The organism is Actinokineospora sp. (assembly GCF_052390155.1).
GTDB lineage: Bacteria > Actinomycetota > Actinomycetes > Mycobacteriales > Pseudonocardiaceae > Actinokineospora.
The window spans coordinates 22,453-40,990 of sequence record NZ_JBQTHF010000061.1 but is presented as its reverse complement, the minus strand read 5'-3'; the positions used below and the strand labels follow the sequence as shown (position 1 = coordinate 40,990).

Below are 18,538 nucleotides of genomic sequence, written 5' to 3'. Positions count from 1 at the left end.
TCGACCTGCGCGGCGTCGCGGACGTCGGCACCCACGGCCAGCGCCGTGCCGCCCTCGGCCTCGATCGCCGCCACGGTGTCCGCGCAGCTCGCCTCGTCCAGATCGATCACCGCCACGGCGAACCCGTCCTTGGCGAGACGCTTGGCCACGGCGGCGCCGATGCCGCGGGCGGCACCGGTGACGATCGCGGTGCGGGGTTGGGACACGGTTCCTCCGGGAGCGGTCGATGAGCTAAGCAAGCGCTTAGCAAGCTACTCCCGGGCCGTGCGGCTGTCCACCCGTCAGAACTCGAAGCCGCCCGGTTTGCCGTTGCGGTCGGCGATCAGGCCCGCCAGCGTGGCGATCGCGATCTCGGCCGGGGTGCGCGAGCCGATGTTGAGCCCGATCGGCCGGTGCACCCGGTCGATCTCCGCCTCCTCCACGCCGAGCGCCCGCAGCGCGGGGATGTGCGGCCCCGGGTGGCGAGGGTTGCCCATCACGCCGACCCACCGGGTCTTCGACACCAGCGCGGCACGCAGGACGAGGCCGAGTTCGGGGCGGTGGTGGTCGGTGACCACGATGTCGGTGTCCACGCCGAGATCGGCGGGCACTGTCGCCGCCACGGACCGTGCGGGTTCGCCGCCGCGCCGCGCCGGTTCGGGCTCGACCAGGACGGTCCGGTAGCCGAGGTCGGCGCCGTAGCGCAGCAGGTGCTCGCCGACCGCGGTCGCGAACACCACCACCAGGGTGCGGGTGCCCGCGTCGGGCACCGGGGCGCCGTGGGCGACGGCGCACGAGTCGTCAGTGGTCATGTCCGCAGTCTGGTCGATGGCATAGCCTTCAGCGCGATGAATCCTTCTTCGAGCGTGTCGGCGCGGGACACCCTGCCCTACTGCGGCCTGACGCTGGATCGGGCGGGCGCCCGGCGCGCCGACGACGCGTGGCTGCGCGCGCTGCGCGAACACCCGAACAGCACCGCGATCCCGTTGTGGCGCGACCGATGTCTGGTGCGCGACGGCCTGCCGGTGTCGATCCCACCCGACGCGGACACGGTGTTCCTCGGCCTCGACGGCGCCGCCGGGGTGTTCGCCGCCGATCTGTCCGAACTGGACGAACCGGCCGCCGTCGCCGCGGCCGCCGCCGAGTCCACTGTGGACTTGCGGCGGCTGTTCCCGACCCTGCCCGCCGACCACGGCGCCCGGCTCGCCTACGCCCGCGGCCTGCTGCACTGGCACCGCAACCAGCGCTTCTGCGGCGCCTGTGGCGCCGCCACCCGACACGGCCACGGCGGCCACCAGCTCGTCTGCACCGGCTGCGCCAAGCTGCTGTTCGCGCGCATCGAACCCGCCGTGATCGTGCTGGTCGAGTCGGGGCGGCGGTGCCTGCTCGGGCGCCACCGCGGCGCCGCCGAGAACGCCTACGCCACCCTCGCCGGGTTCGTCGAGATCGGCGAGAACCTGGAGGACGCCGTCCGCCGCGAACTGGCCGAGGAGGCGGGCGTCGCGATCGGCGCTGTCGAGTACCGCGCCTCGCAGGCGTGGCCGTTCCCGTCCGGGTTGATGATCGGCTTCCGCGCCGTCGCGCTGTCCGAGGACATCACCGTCGACCGGGACGAACTGCTCGACGCCCGCTGGTTCACCCGCGCCGAGGTCGCCGCCCTACAGGCCGAACACCGCGCCGCGGGCACCCACCGGGGCGACTCGATCGAACAGTTCCTGCTGCGCTCCTGGCTGGGGTCCGACCTCGACCCCTAGGGGCGGTACCGGGGGTCAAGATCCGGGACGGTTCCCGATTCGCCGACGCCCGCGCGCTGACACTCTTCTGCTCGACACAGTCCTGAGCAGAGCGGTGGGGGTATCCCAATGTCAGCGAAACCGATGGTGACGGTGCGCATCGCCAGATGGAGCGCCTTACACCCGTGGCGGGCGATCGGCGCGTGGTTCCTGTTCGTGATCGTCTGCGTCGGCGCGGGGGCCGTCGTCGGCACCAAGACCGCCGACTTCGACGACAACCCCAAGGGCGAGCTGGCGGTCTACCAGCAGATCATCGACGACGCGAACCTCACCCGCCCGGCCACCGAGAACGTCCTGATCACCGCCCGCTCGGGCAGCCTCGACCAGGGCACCGCGGCGACCGTCGCGGCCGAGGTGCGCGCCAGGATGGCCGCGCTGCCCGAGGTCGGCGAGGTGGGCGAGCCGATCCCGTCGCCGCGGGGCAGCGCGATCCTGGTCAGCGTCGACATCGCGGGCGACCGCGAGACCGCCGAGGACCGGCTGCGGCCCCTGCTGGACACCACCGCCTCGATCCAGGCCGCCCACCCGGACCTGCGCGTCGAGCAGGTCGGCGGCCAGTCGCTGAACAAGGCCGTCTCGGAGACCTTGGGCAACGACTTCCAGAAGGCCGAGTTCATCAGCATCCCGGTGACCCTGCTGATCATGCTGATCGCGTTCGGCGCGGTCATCGCCGCGGGCGTGCCGGTGCTGCTCGCGATGTCCGCCGTCGGCAGCGCGCTGGGCCTGTCCGCGCTGGTCTCGCAGCTCGTGCCGAGCACCGAGAACACCTCCAGCATGATCCTGCTCATCGGGATGGCCGTGGGCGTGGACTACTCGCTGTTCTACATCCGGCGTGAACGCGAGGAACGCGCCAAGGGCGCCAAACACCTCGACGCCGTCGAGATCGCCGCCGCCACCTCCGGGCACGCCATCGTCGTCTCCGGGATCGCCGTGGTCGTCGCGATGGCGGGCATGTTCGTCGCCAACGACGTCACGTTCTCCTCGATGGCCATCGGCTCCATCCTGGTCGTGCTGGCCGCGGTGATCGGCTCCATCACCGTGCTGCCCGCGATGCTCGCCAAGCTCGGCCGCTGGATCGACCGGCCGCGCGTGCCGTTCCTCTGGCGGCTGGCCGCGCGCTCGAACGGCGAGCCCCGGTTCTGGCAGGCCGTGCTGCGGCCGTCGCTGCGCAGGCCGGGCGTCGCGCTCGCGCTCGCGACCGGCGCGCTGCTGGCCCTGGCCATCCCCGCCGCGGGCATGAACCTGAACTCGCCATCGGACGCCGACCTGCCGCGCAGCATCCCGATCATGCAGTCCTACGACCGGATGACCGCGGCGTTCCCCAGCACGGGCGCCACGCACGCGATCGCGGTCCGCGCGCCCGCCGACCGGGTCGCCCAAACCGAGGCCGCGGTCGCCGAACTGTCGGCCCGCATCCAGGCAGACCCCGGGTTCGCCAAGGACCGCGCCCCCGAGGTCACCCGGTCCGCGGACGGCCGGATCTTCGTCATCGCGGCCGCCATCCCGGACAACGCCACCAGCCCGGGGTCCGACCGGTCGCTGTCGTGGCTGCGGACCACCGCGGTGCCTGCCACGGTGGGCGCCGTCGCGGGCGCCGAGTTCGCGGTGAGCGGGCAGACCGCGGGGGAGAACGACTTCATCGACAACATGACCTCGGCGCTGCCGTGGGTGATCACGATCGTGCTGGTGCTGACGTTCCTGGTGATGCTGTGGACCTTCCGGTCCCCGGTGATCGCGCTGTCGTCGATCCTGCTGAACATGCTGTCCGCGGGTGCCGCGTACGGGGTGCTCGTGCTGGTCTTCCAGAACACCTGGGCCGAGGGCCTGCTCGGGTTCACCTCGACCGGCGGCATCGTGGCCTGGCTGCCGCTGATCCTGTTCGTCGTCCTGTTCGGACTCTCGATGGACTACCACGTGTTCGTGGTCAGCCGCATCCGCGAGGCCCGCCAGGGCGGGCTGGACACCCGCGCAGCGGTCGCCAAGGGCATCACGACGTCGGCGGGCGTGGTGACCAGCGCGGCGGCGGTGATGATCGGCGTGTTCTCCATCTTCGCCACACTGAGCACCATCGACATGAAGCAGATGGGCGTCGGCCTGGCCACGGCGATCCTGCTCGACGCCACCATCATCCGGGCCGTCGTGCTGCCGTCGCTGATGGCGGTGCTCGGTGAGCGCAACTGGTGGACGCCGCGGTTCCTGCGGCCGCGGGTCGCTCCGGTGTCCGCTCGGCACCGGCAGCGCGAGCTGGACCCGGTCGGCTGACCCGCTGCGGACGGCCGCCCCCGGTTTCGGGGTCGGCCGTCCTCAGGCCGTCAGATCCCGCAGGGCTCGGGCGGTCGCCTGGTCGGCGGGGAAGAACGACTCGATGGCGAGTTCGGCGACGGTGATGTCGGTCGGCGTGCCGAACGTGGTCACCGTGCCGAAGAACGCCAGCTCGGTGTCGCCGTGGCGCAACCGCAGCGGGATCACCACGTCGGCGGCGCCGTTCGGGTCGACCTCCGGCTCCGGCTGGGCGCACGGGTAGGCCGCCAGCTCGTTGTGGAGGTCCGACAGGGCCTCGTCGGCGGTGATCGCGATCTGCCTGCGCAGCCGGGCGAGCAGGTGCGCCCGCCACTCGCCGAGGTTCACGATGCGCGGCGCCACGCCATCGGGGTGCAGGCTGATCCGCAGCACGTTGGCCGGTGCCGCCAGCAGCCCCGGCGCCACCCCCGCGAGCAGCAGCGACAGGCTCTTGTTGGCGTCCACCAGGTTCCACCGCCGGTCGACCGCGACGGCCGGGAACGGCTCGTGACCGGCCAGGACCTGACGCACGGCGGCCCGCACGGCCGCCATCCGCGGCGAGTTCAGCGGCGCCTCGGAGTAGACCGGTGCGTAGCCCGCGGCCAGCAGAAGCTGGTTGCGGTCGCGCAGCGGCAGATCGAGGTTGTCGGCCAGGTGCAGCACCATCTCTCGGCTCGGCGCGGAACGGCCGGTCTCGACGAAACTCAGGTGCCGCGTGGAGATCGCGGCCTGCAAGGACAGGTCGAGCTGGCTCAGCCTGCGCTGCTCCCGCCACTGGCGGAGCAGCGCGCCGACCGGTCGCTCGGGGGCGTGGGCCGTGGTCATGGTTCGAACCTACGGACCGGCGTGCGCCAAGACCATTACCCGCCGGGTAATGGCGGGGCGCACACTGGCGGGATGCGCTTCGCCGACCGCGCCGACGCGGGCCGGACACTCGTCGGGCTCCTGGGCCACCTGCGCGCGGACAACCCCGTCGTGCTCGGCCTCCCGCGCGGTGGCGTGCCGGTGGCCGCGCAGGTCGCCGCGGGGCTCGGCGCCGAACTCGACGTGGTGCTGGTGCGCAAGGTGGGGGCGCCCGGCAGGCCGGAGCTCGCGGTCGGCGCGGTAGGGGAGCGGGCGGTCACCGTGCAGGCCACCGCCGTCCTGCGCGACCTCTGCCTGACCTGGGCCGACGTCGCCGACCAGGCCGAGCGCGAGCGGGTCGAACTCCGCCGCCGCGCCGTCCTGCTGCGGGGCGGTGCCGATCCGCGCGACCTCGCGGGCCGCACCGTGGTCGTGGTCGACGACGGCGTGGCGACCGGGGCCACGGTGGTCGCGGCGATCGAGGTCGTGCGCAAATTGGGGGCGCGTCGGGTCGTGCTCGCGGTGCCCGTGGCACCGGTCGGCGTGCTGGGTTCGCTGCGGGAACTGGCCGACGAGGTGCACTGCGCGCACACCCCGCGCCGGTTCGTCGCGGTCGGCCAGTGGTACGGCGACTTCACCCAGGTCACCGACGCCGAGGTGGGAGCGGTGCTGGACGCCGCTAGTCGATCGTGAGGCCCGTCTCGTCGTCGGAGGAGCCGAGCAGGTCCAGGATGCGCCGCATCGCCTGCGGCGGGTTGTGCAGCACCAGCCTGCGGTCGTCCGGCAGCGTGCTCGCGGCCCGCAGCAGGATGATCACCCCGGACACGTCGATGAAGTCGAGTTCGGCCATGTCGAGGTGCACGTCGCCGCCCGCCTGGCTGCACAGCGCGACCAGGAGCTGCTCGAAGTCGGGGCGGGTGCTGAGATCGGCGTGCCCGGTGAGCCGGGCGGGCTGGCGCGGGATGGCGGACTCGTCGAGGTCCGCGGCGGGCGTCGACGGGGGACGGTTGAGCGGGTCAGCGATCGTCGCCACCGCCTTGGCGGCGGGCGGGCGGGCGGACAGCCATGAGCACTGCCCACCTCCCACCGGCGTCGGACTACCGAGTGGTCGGAGCCTACGCGGGCAGGCGGCCCCTGTCCCAGGTCCAAAGTCCTCAGCCGACCGGTGGCCACCGCGGCTGGACTACGCGGCCGGGATTCGGACGGTGAACCGGGTGGCGCCCGGCCTGCTCGCCACCTCGACGCTGCCGTGGTGGGCCTGGACGACCGCGGCGACGATCGCCAGCCCCAGCCCGGTGCTGCCCGCCGCGCGGGAGCGGGAGCTGTCGCCGCGGGCGAACCGCTCGAACACCTCCGCCGCCAGCTCGTCCGGGATGCCGGGGCCGTCGTCGGTCACGGTGAGCACCGCGTGCCCGTCGTCCACCGCGAGCCCGGTGGTCACCGTGGTGCCGGGCGCGGTGTGCGTGCGGCCGTTGGCCAGCAGGTTCGCCAACACCTGGTGTAGCCGCGCCTGGTCGCCGACCGCCAGCACCCGCTCCGCGGGCAGGTCGAGGCGCCACTGGTGGTCCGGCCCCGCGACCCGGGCGTCGCCGACGGCGTCGAGGACCACCCGGGACAGGTCGACGGTCTCGTAGCGCAGCGGCCGCCCGGAGTCCAGCCGCGCGAGCAGCAGCAGGTCCTCCACCAGCGTGGTCATCCGGCGGGCCTCGGACTCCACGCGCGAGATCGCGTGCGCGACCTCCGGCGGCACCTCCCCGCCCCGGCGGCCGGCCAGTTCCGCGTACCCGCGGATCGCCGCCAGCGGGGTGCGCAGCTCGTGGCTCGCGTCGGCGACGAACTGGCGCACCCGGGTCTCGCTCGCGTGCCGCGCGGCGAACGCGGCGCCGATGTGGCCGAGCATCCGGTTGAGCGCGGAGCCGACCTGGCCGACCTCGGTCCGCGGATCGGTGTCCGCCTGCGCCACCCGCTCCGACAGGGCCACCTCGCCCCGGTCGAGCGGCTGCTCGGCGACCCGGCGGGCGGTCGCGGCCATCCGGTCGAGCGGGCGCAGTGTCCGCCGCACGATCAGGGTGCCGAACACACCCGCGATCGTCAGGCCGAGCAGCGAGACACCGGCCAGCACGCCCCCGACCGTCCACAGCGTGCTCCGCACCGCCGCCAACGGCAGACCGGTCACGATCACCGTCTCGCCAGGACCCCCGCGCACGGCCACCAGCCGGTACGGGCCGTACTCGCCCAGGTCGCCGTCGTGGGTCTGGCCGTCGGCGGGGAGCCGGGTCAGCACCGGGTGCAGGCCCGCGGGGATGTCCTCGCGCCGCGCGGTGTTCGTCTGCACCTTCGCGTCGGTCACGGTCCCCTGGTACACCAGCGCGTTCAGCGTCCCGGGACCCTGGCCGGGAGCGTCGATCGGCGGGCGCCCGCGCGGTCCGCGGCCGGGCTCGGGCCGCCCGACGAACTCGCTCGCCCGCCCGCTGGCCTCCGCGAGCTGCGTGTCGAGCCGGTCGACCAGGAACGCGCGCAGCGCGACCACGGTGACCACACCGATGATCAGGCACACCACCGCCAGCAGGACGAGCTGCTCGGCGATCAGCCGCGCGCGCAGCGACCAGGCCCTACCCGGCCGGTTTGAGGACATAGCCCGCACCCCGCATGGTGTGGATCATCGGCGGCCTGCCCGCGTCGATCTTCTTGCGCAGGTAGGAGATGTACAGCTCGACGATGTTGGCCTGGCCGCCGAAGTCGTAGTTCCAGACCCGGTCGAGGATCTGGGTCTTGCTCAGCACCCGGCGCGGGTTGCGCATCAGGAAGCGCAGCAGCTCGAACTCGGTCGCCGTCAGTGTGATCTCCGCGCCCGCCCGGCGCACCTCGCGGGTGTCCTCGTCCAGGCTGAGGTCGCCGACGACCAGGGCGGCGCCCCCGCTCGCCTCGGTGACCCCGGTGCGGCGCAGCAGGCCGCGCAGCCGCAGCACCACCTCCTCGATGCTGAACGGCTTGGTCACGTAGTCGTCGCCGCCCGCGGTCAGCCCGGCGATGCGGTCCTCGACGGCGTCCTTCGCGGTGAGGAACAGCACCGGCAGCGTGGTGGCCTCCGCGCGCATCCGGCGCAGCACCTCCAGGCCGTCGACGTCGGGCAGCATCACGTCGAGCACTACCGCGTCCGGCTTGAACTCCCGCGCCACGCGCACCGCGCTCGCGCCATCGGGGGCGCTGCGCACGTCCCAGCCCTCGTAGCGCAGGGCGAGGGTGACCAGTTCCGCCAGCGTCGGCTCGTCGTCGACCACCAGGACCCGGACGGGTTGGCCGTCCGGCCTGCGCAGGTCCGGTCGCGTGGTCGCGGGCATGCCCACATCCTGCTGGGTCGGGATGGTCCTCGGCTGTGCTGATCCTGTGTATCGACTGTGAGACGGGCGCCGGTCACTTGTCGACCGGCTCGACCACCTTCGACGCGGCGACGACGATCGACCACAGCGGACTGCGGGTGCGCTCGTAGTAGACCCGGCGGTTGGCGGGCTCGCGGTGCTCGACCAGCATGCCGAGGTCGACCAGTCGGGTCAGCTCGGCCCCGGTCGCGCTCTGCGCGATGATCGTCTTCGGCGGCTCCGACTGATAGAAGCGGGGCCCGGCGTGCTGGTGGATCCACAGCGCCAGGCGCAGCCTGCTCGGCCTGCCGAACAGCAGTCGCCCCACGTCGCCCGCGTCCATGTCGCTCCCGGTAGCCGGTAGTCATTATCCGATATCAAGATAGCGCGATGTGCCGGGGATGTCGAGGCTGAAGGTGCCTGGTGTTGTGGAGAGTGCCTGGTGTCGCGAAAAGCCAGGCCCAGGCGCGCGTTTGTGCTGCTCACCAGGCCGGGGGAGTCTTATCTAACTGTCACGTTGAGGTTGAAGGTAGGTCGGTGATAACCCTGAAGTCCAAGGTGAGGGTCAGCGCACGTCGGTCGGGCGGAATTGGATGCTGATCCGCGGGCCCACCGGCCGTGCCGTCTTCGGGACCGCGTGCTCCCAGGTGCGCTGGCACGACCCGCCCATCACCAGCAGGTCGCCGTGGCCGAGGGCGTGGCGCACCGCGGGGCCGCCGCCGCGCGGTCGCAGCAGCAGGGCCCGGGGCGCGCCGACGGACACGATGGCGACCAGGGTGTCCTCCCGGGCGCCGCGGCCGATGGTGTCGCCGTGCCAGGCGACGCTGTCGCGGCCGTCGCGGTAGAGGCAGAGGCCCGCGGTGGTGAAGCGCTCCGGGTAGTGCGCGTCGAGGGCGTCGCGGGCCTGGACGAGCAGCGGGTCGGGCAGGGGGTCGCCGTCGTCGTAGAAGCTCAGCAGGCGGGGGACGGCCACCACGGTGTCGTACATCTGCCTGCGCTCGGCGTGCCACGGCACCCGCTCGACCAGCCGGGCGAACAGGTCGTCGGCGCCGGGCAGCCAGCCCGGGAGCACGTCGATCCACGCGCCTGCCGACAGCAGGGTGCGCCGGGCGGCCGCGAGCGGGCCGAGTCCGGTGCCGCCGAGTCCGTCGAGCAGGGAGCCCTGCAGCGTGACGTCCATGTCGGCCAACCTACACCCGCAATCGAACGGACGTTCGTATTGTGACCGTTTGTTGGCGATTCCGGGGCGTTGGTGCCTTTGTCGCACAGTTCTGCGAAAATCGTCACCCGGGGATTCCGAGAATCGGCAATGTGATCCTTGATGCCTATCGCAGTACTCCCGAGTGGCAGGTAGTGGACAAGCCCAAGAGGGTGCCGCTGCCTGCGGCTAGCGTGCTCGGGAGTCGCCGCGGAAGGAGCGGGTCGTGGTCAGCAGGCAGCTCAGGGTCGCGCAGATAATCATGTTCGCGCAGGCCGTGGCCTCGCTCGGGATCTGGGTCGTGCAGTTGCTGACGATCAGCGCCCGCCTGGACCACAACCAGGTAGTCGCGGGTTCGGTGTGGTTCGTGATCGTGATCAATCCCCTGATCGCGGTCCTTATCGCCCTCGCCGCCGCCTTCCTGACCCGACGTCCGTGGGCGCGTAGCCTCGCGTTGGTCATGGAGGTGGTGGGGGCCGTGGGCGCGCTGATCAGCTTTGTCACGGGATACCCCCAGGCCGTGATCGCGGTTCTGCTGGCCATCGGCGTGGTGGTGCTGGTGGCTTCCAGTTCATCGCGTTCCGCCCAGACAGCGTGACGAGCTCGATTCGGTGAAAGGATCTGCCGTGTCCCGGTTCCGCCCGGCCGCCCTCGCCTGCGCTGCCGTCCTGCTCGTCACCGGTTGTTCCAGCCCACCCCCGACGGTGTGCGACGGGAACTTTTGCAGCACGCCCGGCTACTCGCCGAGTACCGCCACGCAAATCGAGAACGGCGTCGTGGCCGTGCTGAGCGCTATCGGCGTGGTCCCGATCGTCCCTCGTAGCGCGAACGGCCCTGCCCGCCGACCAACTCGACCGTAGCAACGGAGGCGCGGGCGTCCCCGGCAGCGGTACCATCTCTACCGCCTTGAGCAGGCTCTACCCGATCACTGGCAGGTCTCTTCTCGCCTATCCCTGCGCTCCTTCGGGTGTTTGGGTGGATACTCGCCGGGGCAAGCCTGTTGGGTGTCGGGACAGGCCCCGGCGCCCGGGAGAATCGAGACCGTCATGCCGATCGCGCACGCTGTGCCGAGCCCCCTCCCCTCGAACCCGCTCCTGGCGCCGCCGGTCGCCGTTCCCCGACGGCCCGGGGTGCGACTGCTCGCCTCCGTGGAGAAGGTGACGGCGGATCCCACCGCCGACGCTGTCGCCGAGTTGATCGCCGGGCTGGCGTGGACCGCCGCCTGCGGAGACACCTGCGTGCTCACCGGGCCCGTCGCGGACGTGCGGCGGGCGGTCGAGGCGCTGCGGGCGGGCGACGAGGCGACGGCCCGCGCCACCCTCGACGCCGCGCTCCGCGCTCTGCGGGCGATCCCCGTGCGGCACCACCACTGAGGCCCGCGCTTCACCCGGTCGGGTGGAGACCGCCGTCGGATCCGGTGGCGGCGCGGTCGGCGGTGCAGGCTCAGGGGACTGGCCTCAATGGGGAGACAGACATGACACGGCAACTCGACGCCCCGCCCTACCCGCGATCACCGTCTCCGGGACTCGACCTGCGCCGCGCGGTCGACGCCGCGCTCACGGTCCTCATCGACCCGCTCCCGCCCGCCGCCGCGGACACGCTGGCCGACAACCTGCTCGGCGCGCTGGCCCGCACGGCCGCCACCGGCGACACCTGCCAGGTGCTTCCCGCGGCCGACGCGGTCGGCACCGCCCGCCGCCACCTACGCGCCCGCAGACCCGACGCCGCCCGCGCCGCCCTGGTCGCCGCCCGCGACCACCTCGACCGCCGGTAGCTACTCGCGGCGGTAGCGGTAGGGGAGCACGAACCAGAGTACGGCGAACGCCAGGGCGGACAGCGCCGCCAGCGCGGTGGCCACGCGGTCGCCGAGGACCACGTCGGTGATCAGCAGGACGGTGCCGGTCATGGCGGCGGCGAGGCAGGCCATGCCCGCGAGGGCGAACCTGTTGCCGATGCGCAGGACGCGTTCGCGTTGGCCCTGGCGGAACAGCACCCGGTGCCACGCGGCGGGCGCGGTCAGCAGCGCGATCGCGGCCGCCGCGAACAGCACCGTGATCAGGTGCACGGTCTGCTGGAAGTCGCCTGCCCGCAGGTACGGCTCGGTGAAGGTGACGGCCAGCAGGAAGCCGAACAGGATCTGCACCCCGGCCTGGGCGACGCGCAGTTCCTGGAGCAGCTCGTTGACGTTGCGGCGCAGTTGCTCGTCGTGGGTCTCTCCGGTGGTCGCCATCCACATCGCTTTCTCGCGGTGGGTATCGCCTGGTGGAGTTCCCGCCGCGCGACCGGGTCAAACGGGCTTGGCGTGCCGCCGCGGCGCGCGGCCCGGGGGCGGCGTCGGGGTCGGGTGCTCCGGCGCGGGCGGCACCGGTCGGGTCACGGGCGCGTCGGGCCCGATCACCAGCGGCTCGCCGTGGTGCGACACCGTGCGCGGGTCGCCGGAGACCAGTCGGTAGGTGGCTTGGCCAGGCTCGATGACGACTTGCAGCCTGCTCCCGCGAAAGCACATCCTGAACGCCACGCGGTGCAGCGCGGGCGGCAGCCGCGGCGCGAAGGTCAGCTCGCCGCCGTGGTCGCGCATGCCGCCGAAGCCCGCGACGACGGCCTGCCACGCGCCGGCGAGCGAGGCCATGTGCAGGCCGTTGCGCACGTTGTCGTGCAGGTCGTGCAGGTCGGTCATGGCCGCCTCGACCAGGTAGTCGTAGGCCAGGTCGAGGTGCCCGCACTCGGCCGCGATCACCGCCTGGGTGGCCGCCGACAGCGACGAGTCGCGCACTGTGCGGGCTTCGTAGTAGGCGAAGTCGCGGACCTTGTCCGCGAAGGTGAACGCGTCGCCGCGCAGGTGCAGGGCGAGCACCAGGTCGGCCTGTTTGACCACCTGCTTGCGGTAGAGGTCGAAGTACGGGTAGTTCAGCAGCAGCGGGTAGTGCTCGGCGGGGGTGTTCGCGAAGTCCCATTCCTCGTGCTGGGTGAACCCCTCCGACTGCGGGTGCACCCGCAGCATGTCGTCGTAGGGGACGTGCGTCTCCCGCGCCGCGGTGAGCCAGCTCGCGGTCTCCTCGTCGGTGACCGCGAGCCGTCGCGCCACCTCGGGGTTGCGCTCGCACGCGGCGGCGGCTTCGGTGAGGTTCTTCTGCGCCATCAGGTTCGTGTAGACGTTGTTGTCGACCACCGCGGTGTACTCGTCCGGCCCGGTGACGCCGTCGATGCGGAAGCCGTCGTGCGGGTCGTGGTGGCCCAGCGACGCCCACAGCCGCGCGGTCTCCACCAGCAGCTCGGTGCCCTGCGTGCGGTCGAACTCGGCGTCGCCGGTGGCGGCGAAGTAGCGGGCGGTGGCGTCGGCGATGTCGGCGGAGACGTGGAACGCGGCGGTGCCCGCGGGCCAGTACGCCGAGCACTCGGCGCCGTTGATCGAGCGCCACGGGAACGCCGCGCCCCGCTTGCCCAGCACCCTGGCCCGCTCGCACGCCTTGGGCAGCGTGCTGTGCCGCCAGCCCAGCGCGTCGCGGGCGGCGTCGGGGACGGTGTAGGTCAGCACGGGCAGCACGAACGTCTCGGTGTCCCAGAACGCGTGCCCGTCGTAGCCCGGCCCGGTGAGCCCCTTGCCCGGGATGGCCCGGCTCTCGCCGCGCGCCCCCGCCTGCAGGATGTGGAACAGCGCCAGCCGCACGGCCTGCTGCAGCGCGTCGTCGCCGTCGATCTCGACGTCGGCGACGTCCCAGAAGTCGTCCAGGAAGGCCCGCTGCTCGGCGAGCAGCCCCGCCCAGCTCGTCTGCCGCGCGCCCGCCAGCGCGGCCTCCACCTGCGCGCGCAGCGCGGGCGCCGACCGCTGCGCCGACCAGCCGTAACCCAGGAACTTGGTCACCACCAGCGTCTGTCCCGCGGCGACGTCGACCGCGGCGGTCAGCCGGGCGAGGTCGGCCTCGGCGCGGATCTCGGTGCGCAGACCGTCGCCCACCTCGATCTCGTGGTCCATCGCGGCGGCCATCCGCAGCCCGGACTCCCGGGTCCGGTGCACCAGCACCGCGCGGTGGTCCTCGGCGCTGTGGAACTCGCCGACCAGTGGCGACTTCAGCGCCGCCGCCACCCGGGGGTCGCGGGTGCTCGACTCGATGGGCTCGTTGGCCAGCAGGTCGGACTGGACCACGAGCTGCACGGTGCCGTCGACCGGCTCGACCTCGTAGCGGATCGCGGCGACGGCGCGCTGGGTGAACGACACCAGCCGCCGGGTGCGCACCCGCACCCGCCGCCCGGTCGGCGACTCCCAGTCGGTCTCCCGGGTGAGCAGGCCGGAGCGGAAGTCGAGGGTGCGCTGGTGGGCGTGCGCCTGGCCGTAGCGCATGTCCAGCGGCTCGTCCTCCACCAGCAGCCGGATGACCTTGCCGTCGGTGACGTTGACGACCGTCTGGCCCGCCTCGGGGTAGCCGTAGCCCGCCTCCGCGTAGGGCAGGGCGTGCTCCTCGTAGAACCCGTTGAGATAGGTGCCCGGCAGGCCGACCGGCTCGCCCTCGTCCAGCGAGCCCCGCATCCCCAGGTGCCCGTTGGCCAGCGCGAACGTCGACTCGGTGCGGTGGAGCTGGTCGACGGCGAGGCCGGTCCAGCGCAGCTGCCACGGCGCTATGTCGTACCCGGGCCGCACGGACGCCCCCTCGCAGGCTCCGTGGCGCCGCTCGCGGACGCCCTGTGACATTGGTTCGCTCGCAAGCTCGCTCACGTCGAGGTCTCCAGCAGGTCGGCGAGGTCGTCGACCACCACGTCGGCGCCGCGTTCGCGCAGGTCGTCGGCCTGGTCCGCGCGGTCGACGCCCACCACGTAGCCGAATCCGCCCGCCCGGCCCGCCGTGACGCCCGCCAGCGCGTCCTCGAACACCGCGGTCGCGGCCGGTGCGACGCCCAGCGCCGCGGCGCCCGCCAGGAACGAGTCGGGGGCGGGTTTGCCGCGCAGGCCGTCGCGGACGATGGTCAGCCCGTCGACCCTGGCCCGCACGTACTGGGTCAGGTCCGCCGCGTCGAGCACGTGCGCGCCGTTGGCCGAGGAGGTCACCACGCCGATCGCCAGGCCCGCGTCGCGCGCGGCCCGCAGGTAGGCCACCGAACCCGGGTAGGGCTCGACACCGCGCTCGGCGATGATCGCGAGCAGCAGGTCGTTCTTCCGGTTGCCCACGCCGTTGACCGTCGCCCGGTCCGGCGGGTCGTCCGGGTCGCCATCGGGCAGGCGCACGTCGCGGGCGGTGAGGAAGGTGCGCACGCCGTCGGCGCGCGGGCGGCCGTCGACGTGGGCGGTGTAGTCGTGTTTGGTGAACGGCGAGCGGTCGCCGTCGGCGCGGGTGGCCAGGAACTCGTCGAATGTCCGGCGCCACGCGATCTCGTGCAGGGCGGCGGTGTCGGTGAGCACGCCGTCGAGGTCGAACAGGCAGGCGGTGATCGCTTCGGGCAGTCCGATCATTGCCGTGACGCTACCGTCCGCGCGGGCGGACGGCGGGGTGAGCGGGAACACGCGGGCTCGGGAACGTCGGGCGGGCGATGTGCGTTGTGCAAGTTGTCGCCCGCTGAATCAGGACCGGGCGGGACGTTTCCCGGTGGTGTTCCCCCAGCCCCGCCGGACGCACGTCCACGAATCCGGCGCGCGGGCGACCCAGCCGCCGGCCGGACGAGTCCCCCCAACTGTCCGGTCGGCGGCACCGGACCAGCGCGGGTACGTTCAGCCGAGACCCTGTCGCCTCGGGAAGGGGACCGCGGTGGACCTCCGCACCCGCGCCGTGTCCTGGTCGACGCGGCGGTGACAGAGCCAGGGGGCGCCGCCCGCGCCGCGCTGCCGCTGATCCTCGCCGCCGCGGCCACCGTGCCGGGCGTGTACCTCGGCGCCACCGGAACCATGCCCGCCCCGCCGATCGCCGCGGCCCTGTTCGGCATGGCGATCATCGGCGCGGCGTTCCTGCTGTCCTGGGTCGCGGAGGCCATCCAGGTCGACATCTCCGCGGGCCTCGCGATCGGTCTGCTCGCGCTGATCGCGGTGCTGCCCGAGTACGCGGTCGACTTCGTGTTCACCATCGAGGGCGGCCGCGACTTCGCCGCCCACGGCCCGTCCTGCGTCGCGCCCGATGCCGCCCCTGGCACCCAGTCGAGCTGCGGGCTGGCGCTGGCGAACATGACCGGCGCCAACCGGATCCTGGTCGGCGTCGGCTGGGCGATGGTGGTGCTGCTCGCGGCGTGGCGGCTGCACCGGAACCGGGTGCGCGGCGGATCGACCCGCCCGATGCGCAGCCCGAAGCAGACCTCGGTGGCGCTGCTGCGCACCGACGCCGTGCCGCTGGCGTTCCTGGCCGTGGCCACCGTGTACTCGCTGGCGCTGCCGCTGCGGCAGAGCATCACCTTCGTCGACACCGCCGTGCTGGTCACGATCTTCGTGCTCTACTGCGTACGGATCGCGAAGGCCCCCGCGGGCGACCCGGATCTGGACGGCGCCGCGGCGTGGATCGGCGGCCAGCCCCGCGTCCGCCGCAGGCTCACCTGCGCGGCGCTGTTCGCCTTCGCCGCCGCGGTGATCCTGCTGGTGGCGGAGAACTTCGCGCACGCGCTCGTGGACAGCGGCACCGACCTGGGCATCAGTCAGTTCTTCCTGGTCCAGTGGGTCGCGCCGCTGGCATCGGAGGCGCCCGAACTGCTGGTGGCGGGCCTGTACGCGTGGCGGCTCAAGACCACCGACGCGCTGGCGACGCTGATCTCGTCGAAGGTGAACCAGTGGACGCTGCTGGTGGGCACGCTGCCGCTGGTGTTCGCGCTCGCGGCGGGCTCGGCGTCCGGGCTGCCCATCGACTCCGCTCAGCGCGGGGAGTTGCTGCTGACCGCGGCGCAGTCGCTGTTCGCGGTGTCGCTGCTGCTCGACCTGTCGATCACCGTGCGCGGCGCGCTGATCCTGCTCGGGCTGTTCGCGGGCCAGTTCGTGCTGGCCGCGGTGCTGCCGGAGAACGTCGCGGGCCTGGAATTGCTGCTGCTGTCCGGGGTCTACATCCTGCTCGCCGTGGTCAACTTCGTGCGCCACCGCGACCAGGCGGTGAGCCTGCTGCGCGACGGGTTCCGCACGCCGTACCGGGACCTGGTCGACGCGGGGGAGCGCTCGACCTGATCAGGGCATCGCCCGGTACCGGGCGAGCGCGGCGGTGTCGTCGGGGTAGAGGGCGAAGTCGTCGGTGAGCCCGCAGACCGCGAGCGGCCGCAGCACCACGCGCCTGCCAGCGACGAGCCGCAGGTCGACCGCCCGCAGCGCGCACCGCGCCCGCAGGTCGACCAGCATGGCCAGGCCGGACGCGCCCAGGAAGTCCACTTCGGACAGATCGACGACCAGCGCCAGCAGGTTCGGCCGGGCCAGCGCGGCGATGATCCGCCCGCGCACGGCCGAGGTGGTGTGGAGGTCGATCTCGCCGCGGACCCGGGCGATCGCCGCCCAGCGGCCGATCGGCTGCACCTGGACCCCGGCGCCGTGCGGGTCGAGCGCACCGGCGGGGCGAGGTGCGGGAATGCCCGTGCGTGCGGGAGCACTCATGTCGGCCTCGGTTCTGGGGAAGAAGGTGCCGCCAGCATATGCCATGTTTGCCTCAAGGCAAATATTGCCGCCGGTTCGGGGCCCCGGCCGCGCGGGTCGTGAGGAATTCATGTCCGACCTGTGTGCGGTGCGGTCCCGGCGGGGTGTGCAAACCAGGTCCGGCCCGTGCCTGGCGCACTGGTCCGTGCCACGCCGACCGGCGGAGACTTCTCGGTATGTGAGCCACCGTGCGACGGGAGACAAGCATGCCTTCGACGACCACCGCCTGGCGCGCCGAGCCGTTCGGGACCGAATGCCTCCGCCTCGCCGACCAGATCACCGTGGCGCTGACCCGCTTACCCGCCCGCCGACGGCTCGAACGGCTGCGCAAGCTGGCCGTCGTCCTGGCCCACCAGAAGCGCACCGGCGACATGTCGGCGGTCGAGCACTTCATCGAGAGCCTGGTCATGACCGAGCGGATGGAGCGCGATCCCGACTACGTCCTGGCGATGGCAGGCAGGGAACGGCCCGGCAGGGCACGGGACATCGAGGACGTGATCGCCGCACTGGAGGCACGGGACAGTGAGCCAGGGACATAGCAGGCTCCGGCTGAACTTGGGATTCGCGCGGCTGGAGGAATGGGCGGACAAGGCGGGGCAGGTCGAGAAGAACGCGCTTTACAAGGCGTTGTTCGCGATCTCGGATGGTTCGGTGTTCCGGTCCTACAAGGTGCTCGACGACGTGCAGCGGACCGGGGAGTTCTTCGTGCTGGTCCGGGACAACCTGGTGGTCAAGGTCTGTTTCCGGGACGTGGGCGCGTTCGGCGTGCTCTACATCGGCACCCCGGCGGAGGCGCCGGACCTGGACGCGGACGCGGCCTGATCCGCCGATCAGCCCAACCGGTTCGCGGACCATTGAGGTTGGGTCGGCGGTGTGCCAGCCTGGCCACGCGATCGCAGCGCCGATGTTGTCGGAAGTTCTTTGTCGTCAGGCATTTCGAGGAGGAACGGTGTCGTCATTGGACATCCCCGGGCTGGACGTCTCCAGCCGGGTGCGGGCCCGCGATATCCAGATGGCGGCGGTCGCCGACGTGCGCCGCCGGGTGCTGATGATCTCCGGCGCGGTCGATGCCATCGACCACGACGTGTCGATGTGCATCAACCTGCCCGAGCCCGGCCGCTGGCAGGTGATCAAGTCCGAGACGAACCTGACCGACCAGACCTGGGTCGCCATGCAGGTCACCACGGACGACGACTCGCACTTCGTGGACAGCGACGAGACGATGATCCTCTCCCGCCAGTTCGCCCGCACCTTCCTCACCCCCGACCTGCGCCGCCTGACCTTCCACGACGGCGAGGTGCGCCCCGGCGAGGCGGTGCTCAAGGTGTTCGACCTGGAGTGCTCGACGCGCAGGCCCACCTACGCGCACTCCCGCTACTGCGCGGTGGCCACCGACAGCCCGGAACAGACCGCCGCGGCCCTGGAGCGCATGATCGCCGACGGCATGCCGCAGCGGCCGATGATCGAGATGATCGTGCCGGTCACCGTGATCGGCTGACCCGAGCCCT

The 18,538-nt window shown here is 72.5% G+C and carries 22 protein-coding genes; 10 read left to right on the top strand and 12 right to left on the bottom strand.

Features of this window, described 5'->3' with window-relative positions:
• Both ACT4N7_RS21900 and ACT4N7_RS21895 read right to left on the bottom strand, forming a co-directional pair.
• A partial coding sequence (locus tag ACT4N7_RS21900) for an SDR family NAD(P)-dependent oxidoreductase (protein ID WP_444830685.1) occupies window positions 1–206 on the bottom strand: 206 nt, incomplete at its 3' end.
• 75 nt (window positions 207–281) lie between these two features.
• A complete protein-coding gene (locus ACT4N7_RS21895) occupies window positions 282–791 on the bottom strand; it encodes an XdhC family protein (RefSeq protein ID WP_444830684.1) in 510 nt (169 codons plus the stop codon).
• Between the two features lie 36 nt (window positions 792–827).
• Here ACT4N7_RS21895 and nudC point away from each other — a divergent pair, with 36 nt between their 5' ends.
• Both nudC and ACT4N7_RS21885 read left to right on the top strand, forming a co-directional pair.
• The gene (nudC, locus tag ACT4N7_RS21890; RefSeq protein ID WP_444830683.1) at window positions 828–1,733 is read left to right on the top strand and encodes an NAD(+) diphosphatase; all 906 of its coding nucleotides are present in this window, start codon (window positions 828–830) and stop codon (window positions 1,731–1,733) included.
• Between the two features lie 108 nt (window positions 1,734–1,841).
• Window positions 1,842–4,034: an MMPL family transporter gene (locus tag ACT4N7_RS21885; protein ID WP_444830682.1), complete on the top strand. Its 2,193-nt coding sequence runs from the start codon at window positions 1,842–1,844 to the stop codon at window positions 4,032–4,034.
• 42 nt (window positions 4,035–4,076) lie between these two features.
• On the opposite strand, the gene ACT4N7_RS21880 is transcribed toward ACT4N7_RS21885, so the two are convergent.
• Complete coding sequence (locus tag ACT4N7_RS21880; RefSeq protein ID WP_444830681.1) at window positions 4,077–4,877, bottom strand: helix-turn-helix domain-containing protein; 801 nt, start codon at window positions 4,875–4,877, stop codon at window positions 4,077–4,079.
• A gap of 72 nt (window positions 4,878–4,949) precedes the next feature.
• Between ACT4N7_RS21880 and ACT4N7_RS21875 the strand changes: the two genes are divergently transcribed.
• Window positions 4,950–5,588, top strand: a complete 639-nt coding sequence (locus tag ACT4N7_RS21875; protein ID WP_444830680.1) for a phosphoribosyltransferase — start codon at window positions 4,950–4,952, stop codon at window positions 5,586–5,588.
• Here ACT4N7_RS21875 and ACT4N7_RS21870 read toward each other — a convergent pair.
• The 5 genes from ACT4N7_RS21870 to ACT4N7_RS21850 all read right to left on the bottom strand — a co-directional run bounded on the left by ACT4N7_RS21870 (window position 5,575) and on the right by ACT4N7_RS21850 (window position 9,434).
• On the bottom strand, window positions 5,575–5,982 hold the full coding sequence (locus ACT4N7_RS21870; RefSeq protein ID WP_444830679.1) for an STAS domain-containing protein: 408 nt from the start codon (window positions 5,980–5,982) through the stop codon (window positions 5,575–5,577). The two genes, ACT4N7_RS21875 and ACT4N7_RS21870, sit on opposite strands and share 14 nt — an antisense overlap.
• A 96-nt stretch (window positions 5,983–6,078) precedes the next feature.
• Window positions 6,079–7,530 carry a sensor histidine kinase gene (locus ACT4N7_RS21865; protein ID WP_444830678.1) on the bottom strand — a complete coding sequence of 484 codons (1,452 nt, stop codon included), beginning with the start codon at window positions 7,528–7,530 and terminating at the stop codon, window positions 6,079–6,081.
• Complete coding sequence (locus ACT4N7_RS21860; RefSeq protein WP_444830677.1) at window positions 7,508–8,236, bottom strand: response regulator transcription factor; 729 nt, start codon at window positions 8,234–8,236, stop codon at window positions 7,508–7,510. The genes ACT4N7_RS21865 and ACT4N7_RS21860 overlap by 23 nt, the downstream gene beginning before the upstream one ends.
• A gap of 73 nt (window positions 8,237–8,309) precedes the next feature.
• Window positions 8,310–8,597 (bottom strand): hypothetical protein, encoded by a 288-nt coding sequence (locus ACT4N7_RS21855; RefSeq protein WP_444830676.1) that lies wholly within the window; start codon window positions 8,595–8,597, stop codon window positions 8,310–8,312.
• A 222-nt stretch (window positions 8,598–8,819) separates the two neighbouring features.
• On the bottom strand, window positions 8,820–9,434 hold the full coding sequence (locus tag ACT4N7_RS21850; RefSeq protein WP_444830675.1) for an alpha-ketoglutarate-dependent dioxygenase AlkB: 615 nt from the start codon (window positions 9,432–9,434) through the stop codon (window positions 8,820–8,822).
• Between the two features lie 244 nt (window positions 9,435–9,678).
• On the opposite strand from ACT4N7_RS21850, the gene ACT4N7_RS21845 reads away from it, so the two are divergent.
• From ACT4N7_RS21845 to ACT4N7_RS21835, 3 genes are all read left to right on the top strand, one after another.
• Window positions 9,679–10,050 (top strand): hypothetical protein, encoded by a 372-nt coding sequence (locus ACT4N7_RS21845; RefSeq protein ID WP_444830674.1) that lies wholly within the window; start codon window positions 9,679–9,681, stop codon window positions 10,048–10,050.
• Between the two features lie 559 nt (window positions 10,051–10,609).
• Window positions 10,610–10,825, top strand: coding sequence for a hypothetical protein (locus ACT4N7_RS21840; RefSeq protein ID WP_444830673.1), 216 nt, complete (start codon window positions 10,610–10,612; stop codon window positions 10,823–10,825).
• 101 nt (window positions 10,826–10,926) lie between these two features.
• A complete protein-coding gene (locus ACT4N7_RS21835; RefSeq protein WP_444830672.1) occupies window positions 10,927–11,226 on the top strand; it encodes a hypothetical protein in 300 nt (99 codons plus the stop codon).
• Here the strand turns inward: ACT4N7_RS21835 and ACT4N7_RS21830 are convergent, their stop codons facing one another.
• The 3 genes from ACT4N7_RS21830 to ACT4N7_RS21820 are packed head-to-tail and all read right to left on the bottom strand — an operon-like array spanning window position 11,227 to window position 14,894.
• Window positions 11,227–11,682 (bottom strand): DUF6328 family protein, encoded by a 456-nt coding sequence (locus ACT4N7_RS21830; protein ID WP_444830671.1) that lies wholly within the window; start codon window positions 11,680–11,682, stop codon window positions 11,227–11,229.
• Window positions 11,683–11,739: 57 nt separating this feature from the next.
• Entirely contained in the window at window positions 11,740–14,139 is a 2,400-nt protein-coding gene (locus tag ACT4N7_RS21825; RefSeq protein ID WP_444830689.1) for a glycoside hydrolase family 65 protein, read from the bottom strand.
• A gap of 20 nt (window positions 14,140–14,159) precedes the next feature.
• Window positions 14,160–14,894 carry an HAD family hydrolase gene (locus tag ACT4N7_RS21820; protein WP_444830670.1) on the bottom strand — a complete coding sequence of 245 codons (735 nt, stop codon included), beginning with the start codon at window positions 14,892–14,894 and terminating at the stop codon, window positions 14,160–14,162.
• 333 nt (window positions 14,895–15,227) lie between these two features.
• On the opposite strand from ACT4N7_RS21820, the gene ACT4N7_RS21815 reads away from it, so the two are divergent.
• Window positions 15,228–16,574, top strand: coding sequence for a sodium:proton exchanger (locus ACT4N7_RS21815; protein ID WP_444830669.1), 1,347 nt, complete (start codon window positions 15,228–15,230; stop codon window positions 16,572–16,574).
• On the opposite strand, the gene ACT4N7_RS21810 is transcribed toward ACT4N7_RS21815, so the two are convergent.
• Window positions 16,575–16,991 carry an STAS domain-containing protein gene (locus tag ACT4N7_RS21810; RefSeq protein ID WP_444830668.1) on the bottom strand — a complete coding sequence of 139 codons (417 nt, stop codon included), beginning with the start codon at window positions 16,989–16,991 and terminating at the stop codon, window positions 16,575–16,577.
• Between the two features lie 245 nt (window positions 16,992–17,236).
• Between ACT4N7_RS21810 and ACT4N7_RS21805 the strand changes: the two genes are divergently transcribed.
• The 3 genes from ACT4N7_RS21805 to ACT4N7_RS21795 all read left to right on the top strand — a co-directional run bounded on the left by ACT4N7_RS21805 (window position 17,237) and on the right by ACT4N7_RS21795 (window position 18,528).
• The gene (locus ACT4N7_RS21805) at window positions 17,237–17,569 is read left to right on the top strand and encodes a hypothetical protein (protein ID WP_444830667.1); all 333 of its coding nucleotides are present in this window, start codon (window positions 17,237–17,239) and stop codon (window positions 17,567–17,569) included.
• Window positions 17,553–17,852, top strand: a complete 300-nt coding sequence (locus ACT4N7_RS21800) for a DUF6235 family protein (RefSeq protein ID WP_444830666.1) — start codon at window positions 17,553–17,555, stop codon at window positions 17,850–17,852. The genes ACT4N7_RS21805 and ACT4N7_RS21800 overlap by 17 nt, the downstream gene beginning before the upstream one ends.
• Window positions 17,853–18,042: 190 nt before the next feature.
• On the top strand, window positions 18,043–18,528 hold the full coding sequence (locus ACT4N7_RS21795; RefSeq protein WP_444830688.1) for a DUF6423 family protein: 486 nt from the start codon (window positions 18,043–18,045) through the stop codon (window positions 18,526–18,528).
• The last annotated feature ends 10 nt before the right edge of the window (window positions 18,529–18,538 follow it).

Bases quoted from the DNA above. Each gene is read 5' to 3' on its own strand.
- nudC (WP_444830683.1), top strand. From the start codon at position 828: ATGAATCCTTCTTCGAGCGTGTCGGCGCGGGACACCCTGCCCTACTGC.
- ACT4N7_RS21885 (WP_444830682.1), top strand. From the start codon at position 1,842: ATGTCAGCGAAACCGATGGTGACGGTGCGCATCGCCAGATGGAGCGCC.
- ACT4N7_RS21805 (WP_444830667.1), top strand. From the start codon at position 17,237: ATGCCTTCGACGACCACCGCCTGGCGCGCCGAGCCGTTCGGGACCGAA.
- ACT4N7_RS21850 (WP_444830675.1), bottom strand. From the start codon at position 9,434: ATGGACGTCACGCTGCAGGGCTCCCTGCTCGACGGACTCGGCGGCACC.
- ACT4N7_RS21880 (WP_444830681.1), bottom strand. From the start codon at position 4,877: ATGACCACGGCCCACGCCCCCGAGCGACCGGTCGGCGCGCTGCTCCGC.
- ACT4N7_RS21795 (WP_444830688.1), top strand. From the start codon at position 18,043: ATGGCGGCGGTCGCCGACGTGCGCCGCCGGGTGCTGATGATCTCCGGC.
- ACT4N7_RS21825 (WP_444830689.1), bottom strand. From the start codon at position 14,139: ATGTCACAGGGCGTCCGCGAGCGGCGCCACGGAGCCTGCGAGGGGGCG.
- ACT4N7_RS21865 (WP_444830678.1), bottom strand. From the start codon at position 7,530: ATGTCCTCAAACCGGCCGGGTAGGGCCTGGTCGCTGCGCGCGCGGCTG.
- ACT4N7_RS21855 (WP_444830676.1), bottom strand. From the start codon at position 8,597: ATGGACGCGGGCGACGTGGGGCGACTGCTGTTCGGCAGGCCGAGCAGG.
- ACT4N7_RS21875 (WP_444830680.1), top strand. From the start codon at position 4,950: ATGCGCTTCGCCGACCGCGCCGACGCGGGCCGGACACTCGTCGGGCTC.
- ACT4N7_RS21820 (WP_444830670.1), bottom strand. From the start codon at position 14,894: ATGATCGGACTGCCCGAAGCGATCACCGCCTGCCTGTTCGACCTCGAC.
- ACT4N7_RS21830 (WP_444830671.1), bottom strand. From the start codon at position 11,682: ATGGCGACCACCGGAGAGACCCACGACGAGCAACTGCGCCGCAACGTC.
- ACT4N7_RS21860 (WP_444830677.1), bottom strand. From the start codon at position 8,236: ATGCCCGCGACCACGCGACCGGACCTGCGCAGGCCGGACGGCCAACCC.
- ACT4N7_RS21810 (WP_444830668.1), bottom strand. From the start codon at position 16,991: ATGAGTGCTCCCGCACGCACGGGCATTCCCGCACCTCGCCCCGCCGGT.
- ACT4N7_RS21895 (WP_444830684.1), bottom strand. From the start codon at position 791: ATGACCACTGACGACTCGTGCGCCGTCGCCCACGGCGCCCCGGTGCCC.
- ACT4N7_RS21835 (WP_444830672.1), top strand. From the start codon at position 10,927: ATGACACGGCAACTCGACGCCCCGCCCTACCCGCGATCACCGTCTCCG.